Source organism: Enterococcus sp. 1001283B150225_161107_E12, from assembly GCF_015556925.1.
Lineage (GTDB): Bacteria > Bacillota > Bacilli > Lactobacillales > Enterococcaceae > Enterococcus_B > Enterococcus_B mundtii.
Window position 1 is genome coordinate 43,740 of record NZ_JADNNI010000018.1, and the last position, 24,710, is coordinate 68,449.

General features: G+C 33.5%; 17 protein-coding genes and 4 pseudogenes. 7 read left to right on the forward strand and 14 right to left on the reverse strand.

From position 1 onward, the window contains the following. Positions 1-20 precede the first annotated feature (20 nt). Positions 21-1,514 (reverse strand): primase C-terminal domain-containing protein, encoded by a 1,494-nt coding sequence (locus I2F89_RS12640; protein ID WP_195514450.1) that lies wholly within the window; start codon positions 1,512-1,514, stop codon positions 21-23. A 1,487-nt stretch (positions 1,515-3,001) separates the two neighbouring features. Here I2F89_RS12640 and I2F89_RS12645 point away from each other — a divergent pair. The 3 genes and pseudogenes from I2F89_RS12645 (at position 3,002) to I2F89_RS12655 (ending at position 5,680) form a co-directional block, all read left to right on the forward strand. After that, complete coding sequence (locus tag I2F89_RS12645) at positions 3,002-3,919, forward strand: ParA family protein (protein WP_195514451.1); 918 nt, start codon at positions 3,002-3,004, stop codon at positions 3,917-3,919. Positions 3,920-3,931: 12 nt separating this feature from the next. Beyond that, entirely contained in the window at positions 3,932-4,546 is a 615-nt protein-coding gene (locus I2F89_RS12650; protein WP_195514452.1) for a hypothetical protein, read from the forward strand. A gap of 531 nt (positions 4,547-5,077) precedes the next feature. Beyond that, a pseudogene (locus tag I2F89_RS12655) lies at positions 5,078-5,680 on the forward strand (SOS response-associated peptidase). A gap of 424 nt (positions 5,681-6,104) precedes the next feature. Here the strand turns inward: I2F89_RS12655 and xerS are convergent. After that, a complete protein-coding gene (gene xerS, locus I2F89_RS12660) occupies positions 6,105-7,190 on the reverse strand; it encodes a tyrosine recombinase XerS (RefSeq protein ID WP_195514453.1) in 1,086 nt (361 codons plus the stop codon). 316 nt (positions 7,191-7,506) lie between these two features. Here xerS and I2F89_RS12665 point away from each other — a divergent pair, with 316 nt between their 5' ends. From I2F89_RS12665 to I2F89_RS12675, 3 genes are all read left to right on the forward strand, one after another. Continuing rightward, positions 7,507-7,662: a hypothetical protein gene (locus tag I2F89_RS12665; protein WP_229078130.1), complete on the forward strand. Its 156-nt coding sequence runs from the start codon at positions 7,507-7,509 to the stop codon at positions 7,660-7,662. Positions 7,663-8,213: 551 nt separating this feature from the next. Next, positions 8,214-9,494: a GHKL domain-containing protein gene (locus tag I2F89_RS12670; protein ID WP_195514454.1), complete on the forward strand. Its 1,281-nt coding sequence runs from the start codon at positions 8,214-8,216 to the stop codon at positions 9,492-9,494. A 13-nt stretch (positions 9,495-9,507) separates the two neighbouring features. Next, complete coding sequence (locus I2F89_RS12675) at positions 9,508-10,236, forward strand: LytR/AlgR family response regulator transcription factor (RefSeq protein ID WP_195514455.1); 729 nt, start codon at positions 9,508-9,510, stop codon at positions 10,234-10,236. Between the two features lie 160 nt (positions 10,237-10,396). On the opposite strand, the gene I2F89_RS12680 is transcribed toward I2F89_RS12675, so the two are convergent. The 9 genes from I2F89_RS12680 to I2F89_RS12720 all read right to left on the reverse strand — a co-directional run bounded on the left by I2F89_RS12680 (position 10,397) and on the right by I2F89_RS12720 (position 19,339). Then, the gene (locus I2F89_RS12680; protein WP_071867342.1) at positions 10,397-10,867 is read right to left on the reverse strand and encodes a TspO/MBR family protein; all 471 of its coding nucleotides are present in this window, start codon (positions 10,865-10,867) and stop codon (positions 10,397-10,399) included. A 385-nt stretch (positions 10,868-11,252) separates the two neighbouring features. After that, a complete protein-coding gene (locus I2F89_RS12685) occupies positions 11,253-14,255 on the reverse strand; it encodes a WxL domain-containing protein (RefSeq protein WP_195514456.1) in 3,003 nt (1,000 codons plus the stop codon). Next, positions 14,245-15,312, reverse strand: a complete 1,068-nt coding sequence (locus I2F89_RS12690; protein ID WP_195514457.1) for a DUF916 and DUF3324 domain-containing protein — start codon at positions 15,310-15,312, stop codon at positions 14,245-14,247. Before I2F89_RS12690 ends, I2F89_RS12685 begins: the two co-directional genes overlap by 11 nt. A gap of 111 nt (positions 15,313-15,423) precedes the next feature. Further along, positions 15,424-16,215 carry a WxL domain-containing protein gene (locus I2F89_RS12695; protein WP_195514458.1) on the reverse strand — a complete coding sequence of 264 codons (792 nt, stop codon included), beginning with the start codon at positions 16,213-16,215 and terminating at the stop codon, positions 15,424-15,426. A gap of 4 nt (positions 16,216-16,219) precedes the next feature. Beyond that, positions 16,220-16,588, reverse strand: coding sequence for an LPXTG cell wall anchor domain-containing protein (locus I2F89_RS12700; protein ID WP_071867338.1), 369 nt, complete (start codon positions 16,586-16,588; stop codon positions 16,220-16,222). Positions 16,589-16,888: 300 nt separating this feature from the next. Further along, positions 16,889-17,458 (reverse strand): recombinase family protein, encoded by a 570-nt coding sequence (locus I2F89_RS12705; RefSeq protein WP_086335701.1) that lies wholly within the window; start codon positions 17,456-17,458, stop codon positions 16,889-16,891. 293 nt (positions 17,459-17,751) lie between these two features. After that, positions 17,752-18,345, reverse strand: coding sequence for a DUF3324 domain-containing protein (locus I2F89_RS12710; RefSeq protein ID WP_081367478.1), 594 nt, complete (start codon positions 18,343-18,345; stop codon positions 17,752-17,754). Between the two features lie 84 nt (positions 18,346-18,429). After that, on the reverse strand, positions 18,430-18,756 hold the full coding sequence (locus tag I2F89_RS12715) for a WxL protein peptidoglycan domain-containing protein (RefSeq protein WP_195514459.1): 327 nt from the start codon (positions 18,754-18,756) through the stop codon (positions 18,430-18,432). A 58-nt stretch (positions 18,757-18,814) separates the two neighbouring features. Continuing rightward, positions 18,815-19,339: a hypothetical protein gene (locus I2F89_RS12720; RefSeq protein ID WP_195514460.1), complete on the reverse strand. Its 525-nt coding sequence runs from the start codon at positions 19,337-19,339 to the stop codon at positions 18,815-18,817. 985 nt (positions 19,340-20,324) lie between these two features. Here I2F89_RS12720 and I2F89_RS12725 point away from each other — a divergent pair. Next, the gene (locus I2F89_RS12725) at positions 20,325-22,982 is read left to right on the forward strand and encodes a cation-translocating P-type ATPase (protein WP_195514461.1); all 2,658 of its coding nucleotides are present in this window, start codon (positions 20,325-20,327) and stop codon (positions 22,980-22,982) included. Between the two features lie 313 nt (positions 22,983-23,295). On the opposite strand, the pseudogene I2F89_RS15675 reads toward I2F89_RS12725, so the two are convergent. The 3 pseudogenes from I2F89_RS15675 to I2F89_RS15805 all read right to left on the reverse strand — a co-directional run. Beyond that, positions 23,296-24,336 (reverse strand): annotated as a pseudogene (locus I2F89_RS15675) (RNA-guided endonuclease TnpB family protein); the annotation flags it as partial. 10 nt (positions 24,337-24,346) lie between these two features. Further along, positions 24,347-24,493: pseudogene (locus I2F89_RS15800) on the reverse strand (transposase); the annotation flags it as partial. A gap of 45 nt (positions 24,494-24,538) precedes the next feature. Next, positions 24,539-24,649: pseudogene (locus I2F89_RS15805) on the reverse strand (IS200/IS605 family transposase); the annotation flags it as partial. Between the last annotated feature and the right edge of the window lie 61 nt (positions 24,650-24,710).

A 24,710-nucleotide genomic window follows, 5' to 3' on the forward strand; every position in this document is an offset into this window, starting at 1 on the left:
CAATTTGCATCTTTTATTTTTTATCCTGTATCTAATTCAAAAAGATTCACTTCTTTAAGGGCAGGCAAGGTAGCTGATAATTGTTTAAATGTCTCTTCTACCAAGCTCCCGTTTAATTCAAATACCTCTGTGATCCTTGTTGAATAAGCTAATCTTTTTTCTTTTCTTAATTGAATGACCTTCATGAACAACATTTTGACTGAAGCAATGATCATTCCGCCATTTCTTCCTCGTGTTACCTTGTAGAAAACCTTATTCTCATGCCTTAACTCGGTTAAGATCTTATCAAGTGTTCGCTTGGGCATCGTGAGTTCTGAAGCCAACTCTTTTTTAGACATATTCAAATAAGGCTCACTAGCATGACTTTTTTCGCTTAGATAAGCCAATAGATCTTCTTTCCATTCTTTTTTATGACTATATTTTCTTTGTTCTCTTGGCTTTTTAAATTTCCACCAACCACGACGTTGAATAAACAAATCTTTCTCTTGCAGTCCTGCAAAGATCCATTGCTGGCACAGCTCTAAAACAAAATCACGTTGCGCTGCCTGGTACATTCCAGAATAAGCGCTCATAACGATTTTTCTTACTTCCCTTTCAGCCAAAGGTTCATTTAGTCGCTCATTAAACTCGAACATGTTATATTCACATGTTTCCAGCTCATATCCCGAAGAGAAATAAGCAAGAGCCAATGTGAAAATCACATTGTTTCGACCTAAACGGCCCTCTCCACCGATAATATCTGCTTTACGTAATAATAGATCGAACCAGGGTTCATCCACTTGTCGATACTCTTTTTTCTCAGGGAAAACAACAATTTTAGCTTCTCGTTCCGCTTCAGTTTTTTGACTAGAAGCTGTTTTCATTGACCAATTCAACCATTCTGAAAATGCGTATTGATAAGCTTCCTCGTAAAAAACTATATTTTTTTTGTTTGGAAAACGTGCAATTCCAAAGTGATTACAGCCCACATCGATTCCAGGTAATTGCTTTGCTAATTGCTTACGAATCGTTGTAGAAATACGTTTTGCAACTTCGACTACCTTGAAGTTGCTCTTTTTCGTTACGTAAGCTGGGCTATTTAATACGAAATACACTTGATAGCCATGATCAGACTCTAAAATCATTGTTGGCATATAACCAATCTGATCTAAACAAGCAAGAACGATCTCCCCTTCGTGACTAACTTTTGTATCGATATCTACAACAAAAGTATTGATTTGGCTTAAATTATTTTCAGAATGTCCCTTAACCACGGATCGATTCTCGTCAGCATACGTTCCATATCGATACACATTAGGAGTCCAATGTGTCAGTTTATTTTCGTTTTCAAGAATCGCTTCTTCAGATGTGATCACCATCCCACGTCCAGCATTCATTAATTGTTTCGTACGGTACGCAAAGATAGCACCATTCCTACTCGTATTTTCATACTGAATAGGCTTAATGGTGCTATTTCGATATTTATATGTTCTAATACCACTTTTCAAAAGCGTTGTATATAAATTAATCAACATCAACTTTACGTCCTTCCCACAAATTAAAAGAGAACACATCGAATATCTGCCGAAACAGCTATACTATGTGTTCTCTCATCAATGTTGATTAATATACTCTTAAAAAGCACATCAAATAAACGTTTTTATGTTGAGTTGCTCGCCTTTTTTTGTTAAAATAAAGGTAATCGGAATTGATTTCCGAATCCTTTTAAATATAAGTAGTTGGTAGCTACTTACATATTCTTGAGACGAGCGTGAACACATGAAGTATGGTCATGTGATTCAGAAATAATAGATTTTGGTAGAATCTTTTATTTCCGTCTCTTTTTTTATGTAATTTTCTAATATATCTTACCGCATAAATCTTAAATCTGTAAATAGCAAGTTTAATGGAAAAACATCTGCTATAAGAAAGAATGCCTACATATCAACCTTTTCGCAACCTAAACAAGTGGGTTCTAAATAAGAGATATGATTTTCCGTTAATAGAACATAACTATTGGATCTAGAACACTAAATATATACCTACTTACACAATCATGAGACGAGCGTGAACACATAGTTGCTGTATGTGATTCAAAAGAATAGGTGAGGTCCAACTCACTTATTTTTCCGTCCCTTTTTTTCTGCTTTAGGTTTCATAAGTAAGAATATCTGATAACCACTTTTAGTTCAAGTACTAAATCTCCTAAAATATATTACATACTACCTTAAGTAGAACTAAACTATTATTATATACTACCTTTATCAACGATTATATACTACCTTAATTTTAAATACTTATAATTATATACTACTTAAATTAAATATTATCTACTACCTTTTAATCTAAATTTTAATATTATGTACTACTTTTATTGATATTTAGATACTACCTTTATCATTAATATGTTTAAGGTAGTATCTAAACAGATATTTATAGTAGTAGATAATATATTTTTTTAAAAAACCCAAGTTTAATTAATTGAATTTCAGTTTATAAATTATCTACTACCATATTATAATTAAATACTACTTTAAATAGTATTTAATTATATACTATCTAAAATATTTATATTAATTACTACCTTCATAATCTATTATTGACTACTTTAATACTATATATGTACTACCCTATACATTTGTTACATACTACCTTTATTGCTTATATTTTATATTAAATACTACCTAAACTACAAATTACTTACTACCATATTACACTTTATACCTTCTTTAATTACTACCCGCCTATATGTTCCAAAAAAGTTTACATTTGTTTTGATCTAAATGACTTATGTACATAATAGCTTAAGTAAAAGCAGTACTCTCAAAAAATATTTTAATGCTCATCGAAGTATGGTAGTTAATAATTATAGAATTTAAAATAGGAGCTATTTATATATTTTAAAAATACTGTTATATCAGTATTTTCATAGGTAGTAGGTAATTAAATTTTTATAGCTTTATTTATGGTAGTATGTTAATATTATTAAAAAGGTAGTAGATAATGTAAGGAGTGACTTAACTTGTCAAAGAAATTCGTTATAGGAAACTTCAAAGGTGGAGTAGGGAAGAGTACATGTGCGCAAATGTTAGGATTCGAAGCAGCTGTAGCAAAAAAACAAAGAACTCTGATCGTTGATCTAGATATGCAAGGAAATACTTCTGACGTAATGAGTTTAACCCATATGAACTTTTCTGCTGAAGAGGGTGGGGGAGACGGAGAACCTCTTGATTATGAAAATACAATAACCGATGTACTAATTGGAAAAGAACCTATTGATTTAAATCTTGAGTCGGATGGGGAAGTTGACTGGAATAAGGTAGTAGATAATGACACTCGAGTTGACCCTAAAGATGCTGTATATAAGGTAGTAGATAATTTATATATCTTACCCGCAGATATGAGTTTTGAACTTTACGACGATTGGATCAAAGATCAATTCTCGGATTCCGCTGATAAGCTTGTTTATATGCAAAAAAGATTAGGACCGTTACTTGATGAATTTGACGTTGTATACCTGGACGTACCACCATCAATTTCTATTTATAGTAAGTCTGCGATGTATATAGCCGATTTTGCGATTGTTGTTCTTCAGACTCAGGTTAAATCGATGAGAAATGCCATGCAGTATTTAGAATATATGGATTTCTTTGTTGACGGGTTTGATACGTCTCTAAAAGTTGCAGGGGTGATTCCTTTTATGTTAGAGAGTGGGGACGCTGTCGATCAAGAAATGTATGCACAAGCACAACAAATATATGGCGATCATTTGTTGAAGAATGTTGTATTAAAGAATGCACGCTTAAAGCGATATGACGGATCTGGAATTACGATGGAATTAACTAAAGCAGGAAAACTAAAACAGTGGGATAGACGCTGTCATCATCTGTTTATCAATATATATGACGAGTTGCTTGAACATGAAGCCTGGTATGAGTAGGAGGTCACTTAAATGGCTGATATAAAAGATCTAGGTATTTTCAAAAATAATAAGGGGCTAGATAAAATTAGAGCAGGTGCCTCAACTAGAAAAAATATAAAAAAAATACAATCTGAAACTCAATCTAAAGATACAGATAAAAATATAGCAGTAGTAGAAAGCAATCATACCAAGGAATCTATTCAAAAATCTCAGATAAGTCCTACTAAAAGTACGGAAAAGAAAGCTATTCAATCTAAGAGAAAATCCGATGCATCAAAGAAGGTAAAAGGGGTAGGGGCTCCAGTAAGAAAGTTCGATCGTTCTTTTTCTGCACAAATGCCTTTAAAACTATCTCCTATTTTAAACGCAACCTCTAGAGTCATGGTTGAAAAATATGAAACTAACTTAACTAGAGACGAGTTATTGAGAAAAGCTCTTGATGAATACATCAAACAACATCTAACTCAAGAAGATAAACAAGACCTTTTTAATAATGTTATGAGAGAAGTAGAAATGTTCAGAAAGAAAAAACCTACTATTCCTGAAACTGATATAGATGGTACTGTGATTCGAACAGTTGATGAAATCGAGGCAGAAACTAATACGATTATACGTAACAACTGGGGAATGAATTATAAACAATAAAAAGATACTACCATAATTTATAAATTATGGTAGTATCTTTTTATTCAAAATAATAGTAGTACATAATACAGTTTCAAATGCCCAGTATATGTCTTTCTTTTTATACGTTTCAATAAAAATATTCCGCTCTTCGAATTAAGGTAGTAACTTACTGACACAAATTGGAATCAATGCGAATTTTACTCGTCATTGCCAATTAATAATAACTATAAGAAGTATACACATTTGCTCATGCTTCATTTCATATTCGTGTTTATATTTATGTCTATGTTTACGAATATATATATACACATATATTCGTACATGTGTGTTCGTGCTTTTTTAATCAAGTAATTTTTCCTTCTTAATAAGAAATATACCATAATAAACAAAAAACAAAGTTGTTGAAGCCTAATTTGTTTCTAGGAAAGGATAATTCAGATAAACTGTAATAGTAGAAAAATAAAATATTAATATCATTTTCAATTTTCATATGAAATAGACTAAATCTATAGTTTTAACTAAGTAATTATCTTATTGGAGGTGAATACTATGTGCGGACGATATTTTTTTGATTTAGAGTATGATAAACTTAAAAGATATTACGATCAAGTAGAATCAAAAGTAGCTGACAAAGATATACGACTTGCTACCAATGAAGTATTTCCTTCAAATCATGTAGTGACGCTAGGAATCAACAAAGAATCTGAAGTTGTTCCTGGTATCACACGTTGGGGATTTGAGGGATTTAAAAAAGGACAGCTGATGATCAATGCACGGTCAGAAACAGTAGAAGAAAAGAAAATATTCTCGAAAGCTTTTAGAGACTCTCGCTGTATTTTCCCGATGTCTGGTTTTTATGAGTGGGATCTCAACAAGCAAAAATTTTTCTTTAAAATAAAGGAGAACAGTACTTTATTTATTGGTGGCTTTTATCGTATCCATTAAACTGAAACAGGATTTGAAACAGAATCAATTATAATGACGACCAGACCAAATACTTCAGTAGCTCCAGTACATGATCGTATGCCATTAATTATAGAAAGATCCTCGATAAATGAATGGCTTAATAACTTAGAATTTGCAAGAAAGTATGTAACAAATGAAATGCCAGAATTAGAACAAATCATAATTGAAAATAAAAACGGTCTATAGATACAAAAACACCCTTAGAGAATTCCTACTCTCTAAGGGCTTAATTTATTTTATTATATAATTTTATAGCTAACACAAACAACTATTGTAACCTATAGACAACTTTAGATTGAATCAATAGACGATATCAAGTTATCTATATTATTTACTACTATAATTATTAGTTCCGGTAGTAACTTTTTACACGGATAATAATAGTAGTATATAATATACTTTCTTATTACTATCGCACCAACGTTTCTACAAGTAACACTAGGACTACACTTATATTCAATTAAGGTAGTAGAATATAATATATTCTTCCTAAGCAATTTTTACATGAAATAACTTAATAGTAATATAGTAGTAACATAATAAATTACTATTATAAATACTTTTATTTGAATATCCGCTTCAATACTATTTTTATAATTAATTCGATTACTTATAAAGCATTCAACGCATCAATTGTAGCAGCATTATCAATATGCGTATACAAAGTCGTGGTAGTAGTATTAGTATGCCCTAATTGCTGAGCTGTAAGAACTAGTGAATTAGTTTGTTTATATAACCTTGTGGCTAACGTATGGCGTAGCTTATGAGGACTAACTTGTACTTTGAACCCCTTTGAATATTTCGCTACCATACGCTCAATTGCTATGCCTGTCATTCTTTTGGACTCACCTTTATAAATAGTCAAGAACATTGCTTTCTCACTATCAGTAGCCTTATAGCGGCTGCTACGAATCTCTAGATAGTTTGCTAAATACTCCATGGCAAAAGCTGCAATATTTACAGCATCTCTTTTATTTCCTTTTCTAATCACCACAACTTTATTCTTATCTAAAGATAGATCGTCCACATTTATATTTACTACTTCAGATAACCGTAATCCAGAACCTAAAATCAATGCATTAATAGCAAGATCTCGTTCAACATCCCTCGAATAATAGGAGATAGCCTTAGAACTCAAAGAATTTTTGTATTCAAACTCTATATAGTCTAAATAGTTTTGAGTATCTTCGTCTAAAAATAATTTTTTCTCGATTGCATTTGCTCGAGCTGCAAGTGTCGTTCTGTCTGCTATTGTCGCAACATGTTCCATAGGGTTAGTATTTAGATAGGGCACGCCATTAGGATTATTTGAGCTAGAGGATAGATACTTGAATAAAACCTTCAGAGCAGTAATATTTCGGTTGATCGTTGCAATAGACAATCCTAAATTATTACTATCTTGTAAATAGTGTTTCGTAGATACTTTTTTTATATTCTCTTTGGAACGTCGTTTTAGATATGATTTATATAAATTTAACTCATAAGGAGTCAATTCTCTCAATGAATGAATAGAAGTATCTGCTAGAACAGCTTCACTAATTAACCATTTAAAAAATAATTTATAATTTTTTAAATATTCCAGTGTAGTTTGTGGGGATTGATCTTGGTCATCACGAGCCTGTACAAAATCTTTTATATAATCTGGCATATGACTTAATAATTCATCGATTTTTTTATACGTGTCTTTATAATTCATTAAAATCAACCTTTCTTTATAAGTAGGGTAGGGAAGTTACTTATAATTGGACTATACCAATTAAAGCGATGTATGTCAACAAATAAAGTACCTTTTTACAAAAGAAATATTATATCTATAACTATAAAGAAAGACTCATCTTTCTATATAATTAGACATAAGAGACAGTACGATTGATTTAATATCAACAAGTGTATATACGGTATATACAAAAAGAAAAGGGGAGGGAGAAGACTATAGCAATTGAAGAAAGAAAATTCAGAGAAATGGGGGGATTCAGTAGTATTAACAATTTCAAAGGAGTTTCTTAAAGAAAATGGGTTACATCCTGGAGATACATTTTTTTAGATTTTTAGATAAGAAAAAAATTCAAGCAGTAATTCAAAAAAACTTAATTGATAAGATGGATATAGTAATACCTCAAGCATCAACAAAGTACGATCCTGCCTTTCAAGAGCTTGTTGATAAATGATTATTCGTTTTTTTTCATCAAAGTGGTAATGATAATTCGTCTATTATCTAATAATTGTATTTTTTAGTAGATATGGTATAATTGTTTTAACGAAAAGGTAATTCATGATACACCAAAAACCACTAGCTGGCGGGCTAGTGGTTTTCTTTTACGTTCTATTCAGATTAACGGGTAGGCTTACTGTCTTTTTTGGCAATAATTTTGCAATCAAGCCATTTACAGATGTAATGCGCGGTTACTTCTGCTACGATTGCAAAAAACATATCGAAAAGGTAATTCATAATACAACCTCCTCCCCTTGCCAGAATAGGCCGGGGTAGCAGACAGCATAAATATTATACCATTCTATATATATATTGATAAACCATCAAAATAAAACATACCATGACTAAAAGAAAAACTCTTATTAAACTCCATATAACTTGTAAAACATCCAACTGTATAGAAAACGGTAATTTTCTATACAATTAAAAAGGTTAAATTAATTACTAAAAAACTATATTATAAGCTTTATGCTATAATTTTAGAAAACACATTAGGAGATGTATTCTATGTTTTTGTGGCCTATAGCCTTACAATATTTCATTTATACCATTTGTATATTACTCATTAATCATCAAATAGTACATAAATCTCTTTTTCTAATTGTTACTTGCTTAAATGCTATCTTATTAAGTTTCTTGTACCCAATATTTGGTATTTTTTCTACACTAATAGCAATTTTTATGTTAGCTATGATATTCCATTTTTTATCTTCATCACATCGACAATTAGTTTATGCTTTAACTTTGGGATTATTATCTTCTCTGCTAGGAGATCATCTAGCAAGTATAGGAGACTTTATAGTACTTGGTTCTTCCGTGATCGAACCCGGAGACGCCTCGCAGTACTTTCATATTGCACTTTCAGCTCTTTTGTCTTTTATCCTTGCTTATAGTTTTAGAAAAGCCCTTGATAATTGGTCTTATGCAATTGATTACCAAATAATCGGTACAATCGGTGTATTTATTCTTTCAACTTATTATATTATTATCTTATATACTCGTTTTTCGGGAGGAAATCCGGAAGTACTTGCGTTAAATACTACTTTTTTTATTCTATATTTATGTATTGGTTTAATTATTTTTATTTATTATTGGAAAATTTCAAATGCAAAAATGGAAGAACAACTATTGGAGCAACGTATCCAGCTACAACAAGATTATATAAGAGATATTGAGAAAAATTATCAAGAACTTAGGGAATTCAAACATGACTATCAGAATCTATTATTTTCGATGAATAGTTATATTATTGAAGGGGATCTGGAAGGGCTAAAAAAATATTACGATCAAAATATATTGCCTACACGTGAGATAATGAATCTTTCCCCAGCAAATCTTAGTTTATTGGATAAAATAAATGTACCGGAAATAAGAAGTGTATTGTCATTAAAATTAATGATGGCAATAGAGAAAGGTATCTCTCTACAGATAACCATACCTGAAGAAGTCAAAATTGATTCCAAGCATGCGGTCAATTTAGTTCGTATACTTGGTATTGTCTTAGATAACGCAACAGAAGGAGCTGCTGTGACAAAAAAGAAAAAAATCGAATTGTTAATTTTAAAGAAGAAGAATTCGTTAGTTATTCGAATAGTTAATACAACTATCAATACACTGCCACTTAACCAATTAAAACAAAAGGGTTTTTCTACGAAGAGCAATCCTAAAAATGAAGGCCTAGGTCTGCATATCCTGGATGAGTTGGCAAAAACGAACCCTTATCTATTGATTGAAACTTCAATTGAAAATCAGCGTTTTTCTCAAACAATTTATATACAAACACATTAAAAGGAGCTTTTTAATGATTCCAATATATCTATGTGAAGATGATCCGAAACAACTGGAGTTGATAACTACTGTCATAAAGAATCGAATCATGATCGAAAACTTAGGCTGCTATATCCATTTCGTCACTTCAAATTCCCAAGATTTACTCACAAGTGTTCAAATAAATACATCTCCTTTCGGTATTTATTTTTTAGATATCGAATTAAAAGACAGTGAATTGAATGGGATTGAACTCGGTAAAAAAATTCGTGATCTTGATCCATCTGGTAAAATAATTTATGTCACTTCCTATACTGATCTTTCGTTGATTATTTTAAAAAATAATATTGAACCTACTGATTATATTATCAAGGAAGATATTTTACATTTAAAAGATAATATCGAACGTATTTTAAGCAAGCTATTTAAAGATCTTCAAATAGCTCCTTTAGAAAAAGAGATGTTTAAAATCGAATTCAACGATGAAATCAAATTTTTACCTGTTAAAGATATCCAATACTTTTCTACTTCTCCTGGTGTACCTCATAAATTAGAGGTACATCTCCCTTATAGTCAATTACAGTTCTATGGCAACATAAAAGAGATTGAAGATAGAAACCATCACTTTATTCGTTGCCATAAATCATTTGTAGTAAATACCCAGAATATTCAAATGATTAATAAAAAGATACGGGAAGTCACTTTAGAAAATGGGGACATTATTCCAGTATCCATTCGTGGTCTGAAAAAACTAATTACTTGAAAATTAAATTTAAGTGGCTATTTATATAAAATACCACACAAACTGAAGTTATCATTCAGTCTGTGTGGTATTAGTAATTTCAACAAAAGATACTCTACTCAACAAAAAATTTTATTATTTAGAGACTAATGTTGGTATATTCCACGTGAATTATTGCGAATTAATTCAAAAAATAAATTGAATAATTTAATATAGTAGCAAATATTACCCATAGATAGTAGGGAATCATCAATAGCACGGCGTTACGCCTATTCACCCACAATTGATAGAGTAAAATCGTTAAGAAAATTAAAAGTAAACTGATATCAATAGCTGCAATAAAACTATTCTTTAAATTAAAGAATAGTATCGTCCATAAAAAATTACAAACAAACTGAATCGTAAATAAGATTAATAATTTGCCTTTCATTTTTGTAGAAGGCAGATTTATTATTAAATACAACGCGCCCCCCATCATAATATATAGGAGGGTCCACATCGGTCCGAATATCCAGCTAGGCGGTGCAAATGGTGGTAATTGTAAAGAATAGTAATAGTCTCCTGGGTTGCCACTAAAAATACTTGATAAAAATCCTAACCCAACGATTCCTACAAGACATAACCATAAACGATAATCTTTTAAATAATTCATGTTTGAGAAATTCCTTTCTATTATTTAATCACTTTCTATCAACTTTTTTACATCATCTTATCTTTATCGAGTAGAAATTCCAGCAGTTTAAATGATATGTTTTTCTTTTAACCTATTTACACTATTTTCTTTATTTCCTTCCTTTAAGAAAATTATAATATGAATATAAAAGGATAAACTATTTTTTTCATAAAGTGTTCTTTTTAGAGCATAATCGTATCTTACTCAAAATTTCATTCATTAAATATGAATTATCCTACTAAGTAAAAATTATATATATTAATAATTTATGTAAGTTCAAACTTGATCCTTCTAAAAAAACTAAAACGAGTTTCCCTGAATTTACTCCTATACAAAGAAAGGAAAGAGAACGATTCTCTTTCCTTTAATTACCAGGAACTGCACTTAATTCCCATGTCAGCGTTGTCGAATAACTAGTTGCTTCTGGATTCGTTCCTCTCGGTACATAGAGACCGACACTTTTATTTGCCGTTTGTTGATTCCCTAAACGATAGATCCATGTTCCCGTCCCAGATTCTTCATCTGCTTGTAACAAGATTTTTTTTGTATTTGGTATGATTCTTTGAGTAGTTTCTTCTTGTAACGTAGGCGCCATTCCACCTTGTGCAGTCACTAATTCTTGATTGAATAACTGTATTTCAGAGCCAATTAATTCATGTCCGCTTTCATTACGGAATTGTTCATTTTGAGTAACTGATAACTGCCAACCACTGCGTTCATTGCCGGCACGACGATCACTGATCTGCACAAAGTTTGGTCTTTCCTCGCTTTCATTCACTGTTCCATCTTCATTTAATAATCGTTGCGGTTGTGCATAATACGTTTGATCACTAACAGATATTTTTTGCGTATCAAAGTTAAATTGAGACACAAAATCTAGACTCAAACGTCCTTGATCTTCTGGTATTTCAGGCTTATTCTCTGGGGCAATTTCCGTTTCAGGATCTAATGGGTCCACTGGTGCCACCACAATTTTTTCCTCTACAATTGTACTAGCAGTATCATTTTTTCCATTTAAAAAAGCATAGGCTGTCACGGTATTCCCAGCAGTAAACCGTCGATCTTCCGGTAATTCATAGCGATAATCTCCATTCTCATCTGCCGTTGTATGATACTTTTCACTTTCAGAAATATCAGGTGAAGTAATAGAGCCTGAAGGAATCGCTGGATCGCCTGAGAAGCGGATCACACTATTAGGATTCGCCTTTCCAGTAATCGTATGAGAATTCAATTCATTCGGATCTTCTGTTAACGGATCAATTGTGACTTCGACATCTGGAATTTTTTCAAATAAAATCCGTTGGACATTTTGCGTAGTGAAATATTGCTTAAAACTATCTGCCGTTTCTTGTGAAATCGAAGAAACAGTCTCAATACGAGGAACTACTCCTGTATAGCGTAGATTCAAATTAAAGATCGGAGTCCATGAATGATCGGGTGTCGCTTCAAAATTCCCTCTTGCCCATTGTTTCAGTGATTGGACATCGATATCTAATAACCCGGTGCTTCCTGCGATATTAATCAATCCGTTGGCGGTCGACGTTCCGGCGATCGTTCCAGTTCGTTCTAGATTGACTTCTTGAGCATCAGAAAATTCAAAGGTTGAACCCGCAGAAGCGAAGTACATCAAATTTTGAGCGTTTGAAGTACTGTCACTTTTTATATTCAAGGTAGCATCTTTGCCGATGGATACCGTCGCATTCCCATTAACATGTACAATATTTGATGGTGAGGCAGCCATTTCAGTGGCAACAATATTCAATATACTCCCACTTTCTACTAGTAGATTGCTTCCTGCCGCCATCCAAATAATATTATATAGAGCCCCATTGGCATTCGCCTTTGTTCCTTTAGAATCGATGGTAAGAACACCTTTTTCTTTTATTCTGAGCGATGAGTTCACAGTACGTAAAGAAATTGCTGATCTTAGATTTTGTGGCACTAAGTTCAGCTTTGCACCCTCATCTATTTCAACACTGCCTCTTCGAACGAGTAAACTTGTTCCATCAGCTTCGCCAGCATTTCCTTTTGATACAGCATTTAAAGATGAATTTTTTTCCATTCTAAAGTTGTTATTGGGGTGTACTACTCCTCCTAAATCTAAATTACCTGCGCTAATTGTTTCTAATTCAACCTCAGCATCTTCAACTATCGTTAAATTTGAAGCATAGATATTCGTTTGATCTAGTGCATTGATGCGCCACGTACCAAAAGAGGAAGTATACTCTGATACTTGTTTACTACTTGATTTACCTGAGATTTTAATACTACTGTAAGGTGAATGAATCAGTTGATTTCCGTAGTTCGTAATATTATGGTAAGTGATCTGACTAGCAGTTTGATTCGTAACGTTCAAATCATTGAAAGTCAACGGTCCATAATAGTTTCCGTGGTATATCTCTAAATCTTTTAACGCGATATTCCAAGGAGTTGAAGAATTAGCCGTAATATTGTTAAAACATAAAGTGATTGCGCGAAAATCAATTTGATGGCCATTTCCTTCGACCGTTAGATTTCTAGAGATATTAGCTACATTAAGATAAACAAATGCTGTTCCACCATTAGGGTTATTCGTTCCACCTGTCGTAATATCCGTTAGATTGAGTCGAGGATTATCTGGTGTTTGTAAATCAGAAATAACATTAATCGTTGTTATTGACGGATCTACAAATGCACGGATGAACTCTTCCCAATTCGCCACATCTTGGACACTTGCTTCTTTTGTTGACCGAGCGCTTTCTGTTACTTGTTCTGGATCATTTTGCGAAGTATCTGTGGGTGATGATTTTTCATCACTTGATACACTCGCTTCTTCTTCGACTGTTGATTCTTCGGTCTTCGCTATTTCTTTTTCTTCCGAGGAAGTGACTCCTTGTTCACTTGTTTCTTGGCTCTCCTCTGCTTGAATGTTAAGCGTTATTTTTGATTCTCCGACAGCTATCTCATATGCTCCTGCTTTTTCTACAACTAGTGGAATGGAAAAGGTCATTTGTGGAGAATTCGTCCGTACTTGCCACTGGTTTCCTTCTATATTATTGAACTTACTATCAGCAGATTGCTTGTCTTCTACGATACTGACTCCCTCTGGGAGATTCAACACAAACTCGGAAACATTTTGACTGGAACGTACGACTAATTGAAACTGTTTATTTGCTATAGGTGGCTCTTGATTTTCTTCGAATGAAAAAATAGGCGCCTTTGTTTCTGTTGTACTGGTCAGTGGATTTATCAATTCTGATTCTCTCGATAGTTCCACAGAATTCTCAATGGCAGACACAGGAATACTCGTTGAAATCACTGGGAAAAAGAGCGAAGGAAAACAAAGAAGACTAACACTTGCCATGACCAAGACCTTTTTAATTTTCATCTCGCTGGTCCTCCTTATTTTTAGCTCTTTGCTTCTTAATAAGTAACCAAACAATAATCAACAACAAGAAAAGAATCAGGATGACCGCGGCAACGAGCCACCAATTGATACTCGTATCAATCGTGACATCTTGCTGATTCAATGCTCGGGCTTCATCTGCTTCAATAGTAAATTGCCGTTCCCATTGCCATTCCTCTTCTCCTGAACGTGCCATCATTTTCAACAGATACTCGCCACTTCGAAAGCGATCACCTTCTAAAGAGATTGGAAAGTTGAAATTAGAATTAGGTGCCATTTGCATCTGTTCTTGCTTGGCTCGATAGAGAATATCGTTCTCCCCCTCTTTTTGCACCGTTGCTTCTACTTCTAAGTGATTGACAAAGGTAGGTGTAAAGTTCTGTAAGTTCGCACTGATCACATTGCGATAGTTGAGTTGATCGGCAAAGACATCCAATAAATCTAAATCAGGCTTTACGGCAGAGCGGTCATTACTTGCCACCACTCCTACGACATAGGCAAATTCATTTTTAATCGCCACACCTTCTCCACTTGTTTCTGTTTCCTGTGGCTCTTCGCTCACCTCTGCGATTCTTAAGCCACCCGCTAAAAATCCTGAAAATGCTTCTTTAGGCATATTTAGCGTTACTTTGACAGTCTTCGTTTCGTTTCCGGCCAATTCAATAGGCGTCGGGGGTTCAATTAAGTCTGCTAAAGAATAGGGTAATGTTGGGTCTGCCTTTTCGGCATCTTTACCATATTCCACCACTCCTTGGACATTAGTAAATGCCGTATGAGCCGTGATTTCAATCGTCTTTGCTTGATCATTGGCATTTTGAATTTTCAGTGTCAATTCCTCTGTACTTCCAGGTTCACTGTTAAGGTCGAAGTAACGGCCACTTCCTTCTACTTGACTGTCTGGAAACTCTGGTGTGACATAAAAACTTAAATTTTCTTCTGCAGAAACAAGAATTGGAGAGTACAAAAACGATAACATAATAAGTAATAGCCCCCCCCATTGAAACCTCCTCTTTATTTGATATGTCGTACTTTTTATCATCAAACACACTCCTTCGATGTTTCATTCAAAAAAGCAGCGCTACACATTATGTAACGCTACTTTAGTCATGTGCGACTTACGCCCTAATCCATCATTAGATACATAAATCTATTAGGCTCCTACATCGCTACCTGGTGTAGTCGTTAATTCCCATGTCAATGTTGAGGTATAAGTGGTCGCGTCTTTGGCTGACGCGCCAGGTACAGATAATTGAATGGCATTGTTTGTCACAGGCGCACTTGCATTTGCCTCAACTTGGGCATCTAAGTCTGCTTGATTTCCCCAAACAACAGATGAGCGTCCCGCTCCTTTGTTTGATTCAGCGGTCATAACTGAAACAGCACCACTATTAGGCACCAATTCCAAATTATTTGCATGTGCAGCTGGAGCTAACTCTTGATTATTCCCCGTGTATTGAATTTGTGGATCCTTTAAAGTAACTTTGGCTCCTCGCAAGATAGCATTTTGCGTATTTTCCGCTTGAAAGTCACTTAGACTGACTTTCAAATCCCAACCTGCATTGCTTCCTCTAGTATCAGAAACTTGTGCAAAACTGACATAAGGAACTTTATTCTCATCACCAGTCGTTCCGGTCTTCTGTTGTCTTTCTGCAATAATATTGTACGTTTGATCTTGATTTGAAATCACTTGTGAACCAAAATTCATTGTCGCAGCCTTTACAATTGACAAAGGACCCGTGGTTCCAGGAACTTCTGGTTCAATCTCTACATCCGGTTCTTCTACTGGTGGAACAACGATTTCTGGTTCGTCTGTACTAGGTGTAAATTCGATATTTCCGTTGGTCGTCACTTGACGAGTCTCGTCGGCAAACACAGAAGCCGCTCCTACGGCGAAAATAGTAGTTGATAATGCTGCAATGGTTGCTAATCTAACGAATTTCATATATTTAAATCCTACTTTCTTTGTTTATTTTTTCTTTTTGTTTTTTCCAAAACCAAAAGCTAAGTGTGACTACGGTGATCAGAAGCCCCAACATTTTCAAAATATTCATATGATTCTCATTCGTTTGCGGTAATCTTTTGTGCCTACTCTTTCTCACTTCTAATGGTGATTGAGCGATTTCTTTGGGAAAAATTGTTTTTACCTCAACTTCGGGTGCGGGCTCTGGCAGTCCAGGTGTTTCATATACCCCAGTGAAACCAATTGTTCCTTCAGTTTCCACCGAACGTACTTCTGTCCCATAAACACCTAGTGGTGCATACACTTGAATGAGTAAGATCCCTATACTTAGAATGTATCGTTTTTTGTGTTTCATATCCCTCCCCCTATAACTTTTGTTAGATATCTCAAAAATCTTCGTTTTTTAGGAGACGACAAAAAAAGACATCCGATCGCATCAGATGTCTTGAAAAAGTGATTAAATTAGGTTTTGTTATTTATATATAAATAACAAATTAAAATTACTAAAAACGAAGATTTTTGAGAAATAAAATCAATCCAATAGCTATTATATATTGATTTCACTTATATTATACTATACCAGAAATATTTTTAAAAATAAAGTGATATATTTATTTGGTCACTAAATAGATACTTGCCATGAGCATTAACTCTATTAAGAAAGATTCCTCTCTTGTTTTAAATAGCGATAAAAAGTTGATTGTTTAATCCCAGTTTTTTTACAAACTTCTGAGACAGATAATCCTTTTATAAGATGTAATGAGAGTGATTCTTGAAGAACCTCTTGATTTACTTTTGGCCGTCCACCAACCTTACCTCTTGCTCGTGCAGAGTTTAATCCTTCAAGGGTCCTTTCAACAATAATATCTCGTTCAAATTGACTAAAAGCTTGGAAAACAGTGATCATTAATTTCCCCTGGGGAGTTTGAGTATCAAAATTTTCTTTTATACTGATTATTTTAACTTCTTTTTTCTCAAAAAAATAAACAAGGTTAATTAAATCTTTTGTGCTACGTCCAAACCGTGAGAAGCTCTCAATGACTATTTGATCACCGGACTTTACACGTTTTTTTAGTTTATTTAGTTCAGGACGACTTGCACGGACACCACTAATTTTTTCAGTATAGATTTTTTCACAGTGATAAGTTTCTAATAAATCTAATTGCCGCGAAAGATCTTGTTGTTTAGTTGAAACCCGAGCATAGCCGTAAATTTTTCTAGTCATATAATTCCTCCAATAAGTTATCTAATAAAAAACTCATAATTATCAATAATATATTTATAGAATAGATATGAGTAGAGACAATTATACAATGACTTAACTGTAAAAATTACTACTGTAATAAAAAAACATCTAACGAGTCGCTTATGGATACCGTAACTTTCTAAATTTCCGTAGTATTTTTGCTTGATTCAGAACTTAGTTTAACAAAAACAATTCAGAACAAAAAATAATCAATCGAAGTCTTTCACCATAACCATTACATAAAATACAATACTCTCAAGAGTCGAATAAATCTATTTACTTTTTTTAAAAAATCTACTTACAATCAACCATAGAAGCACAATAAATAGAATAGTCAGTATAGTAACGATATACATAAAATACTTTTCAATGAATTTTTCTTTTTTATAAACAGAGGACTTATTCAATTTCTCGGCTACTTCTGCTTTAATTTTAAAGTTTTTCGCAAATGACCATTTATTTCCTTTTCCATCAGTTAGATTAATATTATAAGTATATTTTCCAGGATTAAATTGCTTATTCCACTCTGTCATAAGATTAAATTTAGAATTGGGAGCAAAACTCAATTGATCTTTTGTTTGTTCAAGAATAGGAGTTTTCTTCTCCTCGTTTTTTATAGATATTTCTGATTTTACGTTTGAGATGATGGTTGGTGTAATGTTTCTTAATTCAAAATTAACATTATTTCTCAAGTTTTCTTGAGAGATTATTACTTCTCCTCCTTCTAATTTTGGAACAATGTCTTTAGCTGTTTCCGCAAGCTGAATTGCTAATGTTCGTGTAAATACATTGTTTACCCCTTCAGATCCCTCTTCTGTAGTGGGTTCTACAGTAATCCCGCCTAGAGCTATGCCTTCAAATGGGATTTATGGAATAGATAGTTTAAGAGAAACTTCTTTTTCACTATTTGCAGGAACGTCAACATATTGTTCCTTTAATGTTAAACAATCTTATAAAGATAGTTTCAATGACTCATCTTTTTCAAAATCAGTGATAGAGTAATCGATAATTCCTTTTTGATTGGTAGTTGCTGTATTTACATATAGGTTGTATTTCACACTTTCATTAGAGTTATTCTTAATTCTTATTTTGAGCGTTTGTTTTTGATTTGGTGTGACAGTTAATTCAAAATAGCTTAGAACATCAGGATTCTGATTTTCTGTTAATACAGGTACAACAGAGAAATCATTGCTATCAGCTAATGCTAGTTGTTCAAAACTGAAAGTTGAGAAAACAAACATAAGGACTAATGCAAATTTCTTTATTAATATTCTCATCATTTTCTCCTCTGTAATAAAAAGCCTCCTGTTATGGAGGCCCTTTATGATTTATACTTTATTTGGTTCCTGACCCTTCAGCCAAATTCCATACGATAGTCGTTGTATAAGTAGTAGCTAATTGTTTTTCTGGAACTGTTAACTTAGCATTCAGACTAACATTTGTATCAAAGTCTGTTTTCTTAATGTCAGCATCTGCAACTGTTGCAATCATCTGTGGCTGAGAATTTAAATAAGCAGCTGATCCAGGTTTAGCTACTGTGGCATTTGATTCAATCTTTGTTGTAACATTTAATCCCATTCCTTTAAAGTTTTCATCCTTTAATTTAGCTGTTAATGTCCACCCTTTACTACTTGAACCATGTAAGTCTTCAATGGTAATACTTGATTTATCTTTTTCTGTCGCTGTTGTTCCACCTTTTTTTACGGTTACATCATTGAAATTAATATTTTTAGTGTCAGAGATTTTAATCCCTCCAGATTTAACTAATACAGAAGCTGTGGTTTCTTCCGCATGCACTGATTGTCCTAATCCCAATACACCTATTGTTGCTAAACCTACTACTAAACTAATCTTTTTCATTCTTATCTTCTCCTGGGGTGAATGTGATTTGATCCTCGGTTGTCATCTGATGGACTTCGCTTGTTTATTCCGATTCCCCCATCAGCAAAAGCTTGAACGCCTCCAGCTAAAATGGTAGTAGATAATGCAGTAACAGTTTTTAAAAGAAGAAATTTCATGTATAATTTCTTCTTTTGTTTTCTATTTTTTGTATTCTGGGTGTTTCTTCTGACACCGACGATGGCTGCTAGGGTAACGAATAGCGCTCCTATCCGAAGCCAGTGTCATTGGCATGCCGTATTGGTTTGAGGCATTTCTCGGCTATCAGATGGATTGGATGGTGGTGGACTCGGTATTTCTTCTGGTTCATGGAGTACCGTAAACCGAATCGTTCCCTCCGTCTCTGTAGATTGAACCGATGACGCATAGCCGCATTCCTAGGATCAGGCCCCCCATAAACAGACAGTGACAATCCAAATTTTTCTTTTCATTCCCCTCCTCCTCTTTATGGAGTGGCTCATAATTCATGGATTTTGATAAATGGAATCGAATAATTGGAGCACTGATCATTGTGTATTATACATCTACTACTTTACCTGAATAGTACATTTAATAAAAATCATTATTGTCATTTCAAAGTTTAAATATAGAAACCTTTATATTTTATATGAAACAAGGACCTTAGTATCACTACATCAATGTTTCTTCTCTGAATATGCCGAAAGTAAATGCTAAGCAAAATATCAGATAAATTTCTCTATCTTCTAAGAATCATCATAGTTTTGTGTTAGAGTAACCTTAAGTTAGTAAATAAATGTGCTTTGCGTTTACAGAAATTTCAGGAAGGATTCTATTCGGATAATTAATTATTGAAAAAAATTGAAGTTTCTTAACCTCACTGCTTACTCGAAGAATACAATGTAACAACCAGATTAAAATAACTGAAAATGATTATATGGTTTCTAAGCTATGAGTATAGCTACCTGGGAATTATAGGAGGAATGATATGGAAAAATTTTATCAACGAACAATAAAGGAAACATCAAAGTTCTTTAAAACAAATCAAAAACAAGGACTTACCGACGAAAAAGTAAAAGAGAATTTAGAGAAATATGGAGAAAATTCAATACGGCAACAAAAATCACCATCGGCATGGAAGTTATTGTGGCATAATTTGAATAATTTGATTGTTTATTTATTATTTGCTGCGGCAGTACTCTCTTTTACAATGGGAGAAATTACAGAAGGAATTGCTGTATTAATTGCTGTATTAATTGCTGTAGCTACTGGTTTCATTACTGAATTACGCGCTCAAAAATCAATTGATTCTTTGCAAAAAATGATTTTTACAACTGCTAAGGTTATTCGTAATGGACACCTTATGGAAGTAGAATCTTCTACGGTTGTTCCAGGAGATATTTTATTTTTAGAAGAGGGGGATGCAGTAGTTGCAGATGCCCGTTTGATTGAAAGTAAGAATCTTGCTTGTATAGAATCTGCGCTTACAGGAGAAGCAGAGTCAACTGACAAAAATGCAGAAGATATATATACGGAAGAAACTCCACTCGGTGATCGATATAATGTCATTTTTGCTGGAACAGCAGTTACCCGTGGGAATGGATATGCTATCGTTACTGAAACAGGTATGCAGACAGAAGTTGGTAAGATTAGTAATATGTTGACTGGTGATAAAAACAGTAAAACACCATTAGATGTTGAGTTAGATAAATTAGGTAAGGCAATTATTATTGCAGCATTAGTTGCGGCTTTTGCTGTTTTGATTGCAGGAATACTAACAGATCAACAATTTATTGAAATGGCACATATTGCAATCATTTTAGCTGTAGCAGCTATTCCTGAAGCTATGCCGGCAGTTTCAACAATCACTTTGTCACGTGGGATGAAAATCATGGCTGAGCATAAGGCATTGGTTAAAAGCCTTTCTGCTGTAGAGACATTAGGTGCTACTAGTATTATCGCTAGTGATAAAACAGGTACATTAACTGAAAACCAAATGACTGTGACTGCAATTACTTTAAGCAGCGGTGAAAAGTATACAGTTACTGGTAATGGTTATGAACCCAGTGGCAGTTTTATGGAAAATGGCAAAATTATTAGTGTGAATGATCATCCCGATTTAGCTGAAATTATTCTAAATGGAGCATTATGTACTACATCGACTTTAAAAGAAGATAATGGACATTTCGAAATTCTAGGAGATCCAACTGATGGTGCATTTGTGGTTTTGGGTCAAAAAGAAGGAATTAGTCGACAAAATTTACTAGAAAAAGGCACTGTGAAAATTGGAGAATTACCTTTCAATTCAGACAACAAATTTATGATTAGTGTTTACGAAAAAGATGCAAAGAGGACTCTTATCATAAAGGGAGCACCAGATGTCTTAATCGAGCTTGCTCACCCTGAGAAACAAGAAAAAGAAAAATTCTTTCATATCAATCACGAATTGGCGTCAAGTGGGCAGAGAGTAATGGCTGTGGCACAGATTAAAGACTATACAGGTGGATTAACAGAAGATGAGTTGATACACTCTTTTAATGGCCTTAAGATACAAGGCTTTTTTGGAATTGTTGATCCACCACGGAAAGATGTTAAAGAATCAATCAAGATAGCTCAAGAAGCAGGTATTCAAGTCAAAATGATTACGGGCGATCATCCTCAAACTGCATCGATGATAGCGCGTGAAATAGGATTAAACGGTTATGCTAATACTATGACAGGTATAGAAATCGACCGATTTTACAAAGACGGGAAACTCAAAGAGCACATAGCAGATACTGCAGTTTTTGCTCGTGTATCTCCAGAAAACAAACTACAATTAGTAAAGGCTCTAAAAGAAGCAGGAAATATTGTTTCTATGACTGGCGACGGAGTTAATGATGCACCAGCTTTAAATGGTGCTGATATTGGAATTGCTATGGGAGTTCGTGGAACTGAAGTTGCTAAGGAAGCTTCAGATATGATTTTGACAGATGATCGATTCGGTACAATTATCGATGCTATCAAAGAGGGTCGTATTATTTTTGATAATATAAAAAAATATGTTTCATTCCTTTTCTCGTGTAACATGGTAGAAATTATAACAATATTTTTAAGTGTTATTTTTTTATTACCAATGCCAATTCTTCCCCTTCATGTTTTATTTCTAAATCTAGTCATTGATATTGGTCCAGCAATGGCTTTAGCTTTTGAACCAGCTGAAGACGACATAATGAAACGACAACCAAGAAGCAGATTTGATAGTTTGGTGAATAAAAAATTCCTAGGACGTATTATATTAAGTGGGATCGTTATCGGAATAGTTGCATTTGGATTTTTTAATATTCTATTACACACTAATCACACTCTTGAGTATGCACAAACAGCAACATTTACTTTTATGGCCGTTGCACAACTAATGCATATATTTAATGTTCGTAAAAATAGTGGTTTTGGGTTGGATAAATCATTTTTTAAAAATAAAATATTGATTTTTGCAATACTTATATCTATTGGTCTTCAATTAATTGCCGTGTACGTACCTTTTATGAACGATTTACTAGGTACTACTCCTATTCAAGCTTCAACATGGTTAATCATCTTAACAACTGCAATCATTGTGACATTTGTTGTTAAGGGATTAAAAAAAATGTTCCAATTAAAGTAAGATCTCTATTTCATAAACTTTGTTATTTCAATTATTTATGGGAAATAATATGAGATTTATACAAATTTTTCTAGGAATAAAAATTTTAACTAGGACAGAGCAAAATAAGTTCTGTTCCAGTTTTTTTTATTCCTAATTACATATGTTTTTTTAGTGAACTACTCACCACTTAGCTAAACATGACGGTTCTTAACGCTTGAAGTGGGAGGTTCTTGGGAAAAGAGCATACTTGATAGCTTATTTCGTTACTAACAGCGGTGTCACTTATTGACCAAGCTACCCCCGTAGTTCCTACGGTTCTTGTTTATTTGATCTAAGCCATTCCCACAGAATGTAGCCTTAGACCTTCGGTCAGAATATTGATACTAGCGTTGATATCTCGTTCATGATGAGTATGACAAATAGGGCAGTCCATTCTCGCATTTCGAGAGATTTCTTGCCGTCTTTATGTCCGCATTACGAACAGATTTGACTAGATGGAAACCACTTATCCACTTTGATGATTTTCCGACCGTACCATTCAGCTTTGTAGTGTAATTTAGTCACAAAACTAGACCAAGAAACATCCGAAATACTTTTCGCTAGTTTATGATTACGCAACATACCTTTTGTATTTAAGTCTTCAATACAAATGATATCGTGATTTTTGATCATTTCTGTACTCAACTTATTCAGAAAATCAGTATGTTGGTTCATTACTTTTTCATGCAAGCATGCTATTTTTCGTTTTTGCTTTTGATAATTCTTAGCTTCACAAAGTTCTATGCCTTTCTTTTTAGCTAACAACGCACACCTTGACAACTTACGTTGTTCACGTTTTAGTTTTTTCTCCATCTTAGAAGTAAATTTATTATTATCAATTTTTTGACTGTCAGAAAGAATTGCGAAATCTGTAATACCTAAATCAATATCAAAATTAGCTTTAGGCAGTTCACTAATTTCTTCTTTACACAACAGAGAAATATAGTATTTACCACTAGAATAACGTGATATTATAGCAGATTTGATCAAACCTTTAGGTTATCTATGAAGCGTAATTTTAACTAACGATTTCAACTTAGGAAGTTTGACGAATTGATTCTCAACCAAAGCGATTGTCCCATTATGATTGTTGGTTGTGTAACTTTGAACCGGATTTTTCTTGCTTTTGAAATGGGAAAATCCGACGGATTTATCACGAAAGAAATTCTTGTACACCTTATCTAGATTGAGTTGTGCATTCGCTAAAGCGAGACTATCCACTTCTTTCAAGAACGGAAAATCTTGCTTGTATTTTACAGGCGTTGGAATACTCATTTTTTTTAGAGGAATCATTCTTAGTTTCTTCATAAGCTTTTAGTCGGTCCATAAGATTCACCTACTCTCTATTTGAGATTATTTCCCTGACTTTGAATATACTTCTTGATGACATTGATAGGTGCGACAACAGTTATCAAAAGGCAAACACTTTTAGACCAAAAGATTTCTTTCCAAAGAAACTGTTTAACTCGTGGAAAGTCACGTTTTATCAGTGGAATCCTCCATAACAGATGAACGTCATCTGGCACCACATGTCATTCTAATATTTCCTCCCTCTTATATTTACGTAACCATTTAATAATCTCTTGAATACTTGCTCGATATTAATTATCTATGATTTTTCTTCTATACTTTAGTGTGTATACAATGTGGTATTTACATAGCTATTTTGTATAGGCTAAACTATTGGCTTTATTAGCCATTTCTTAT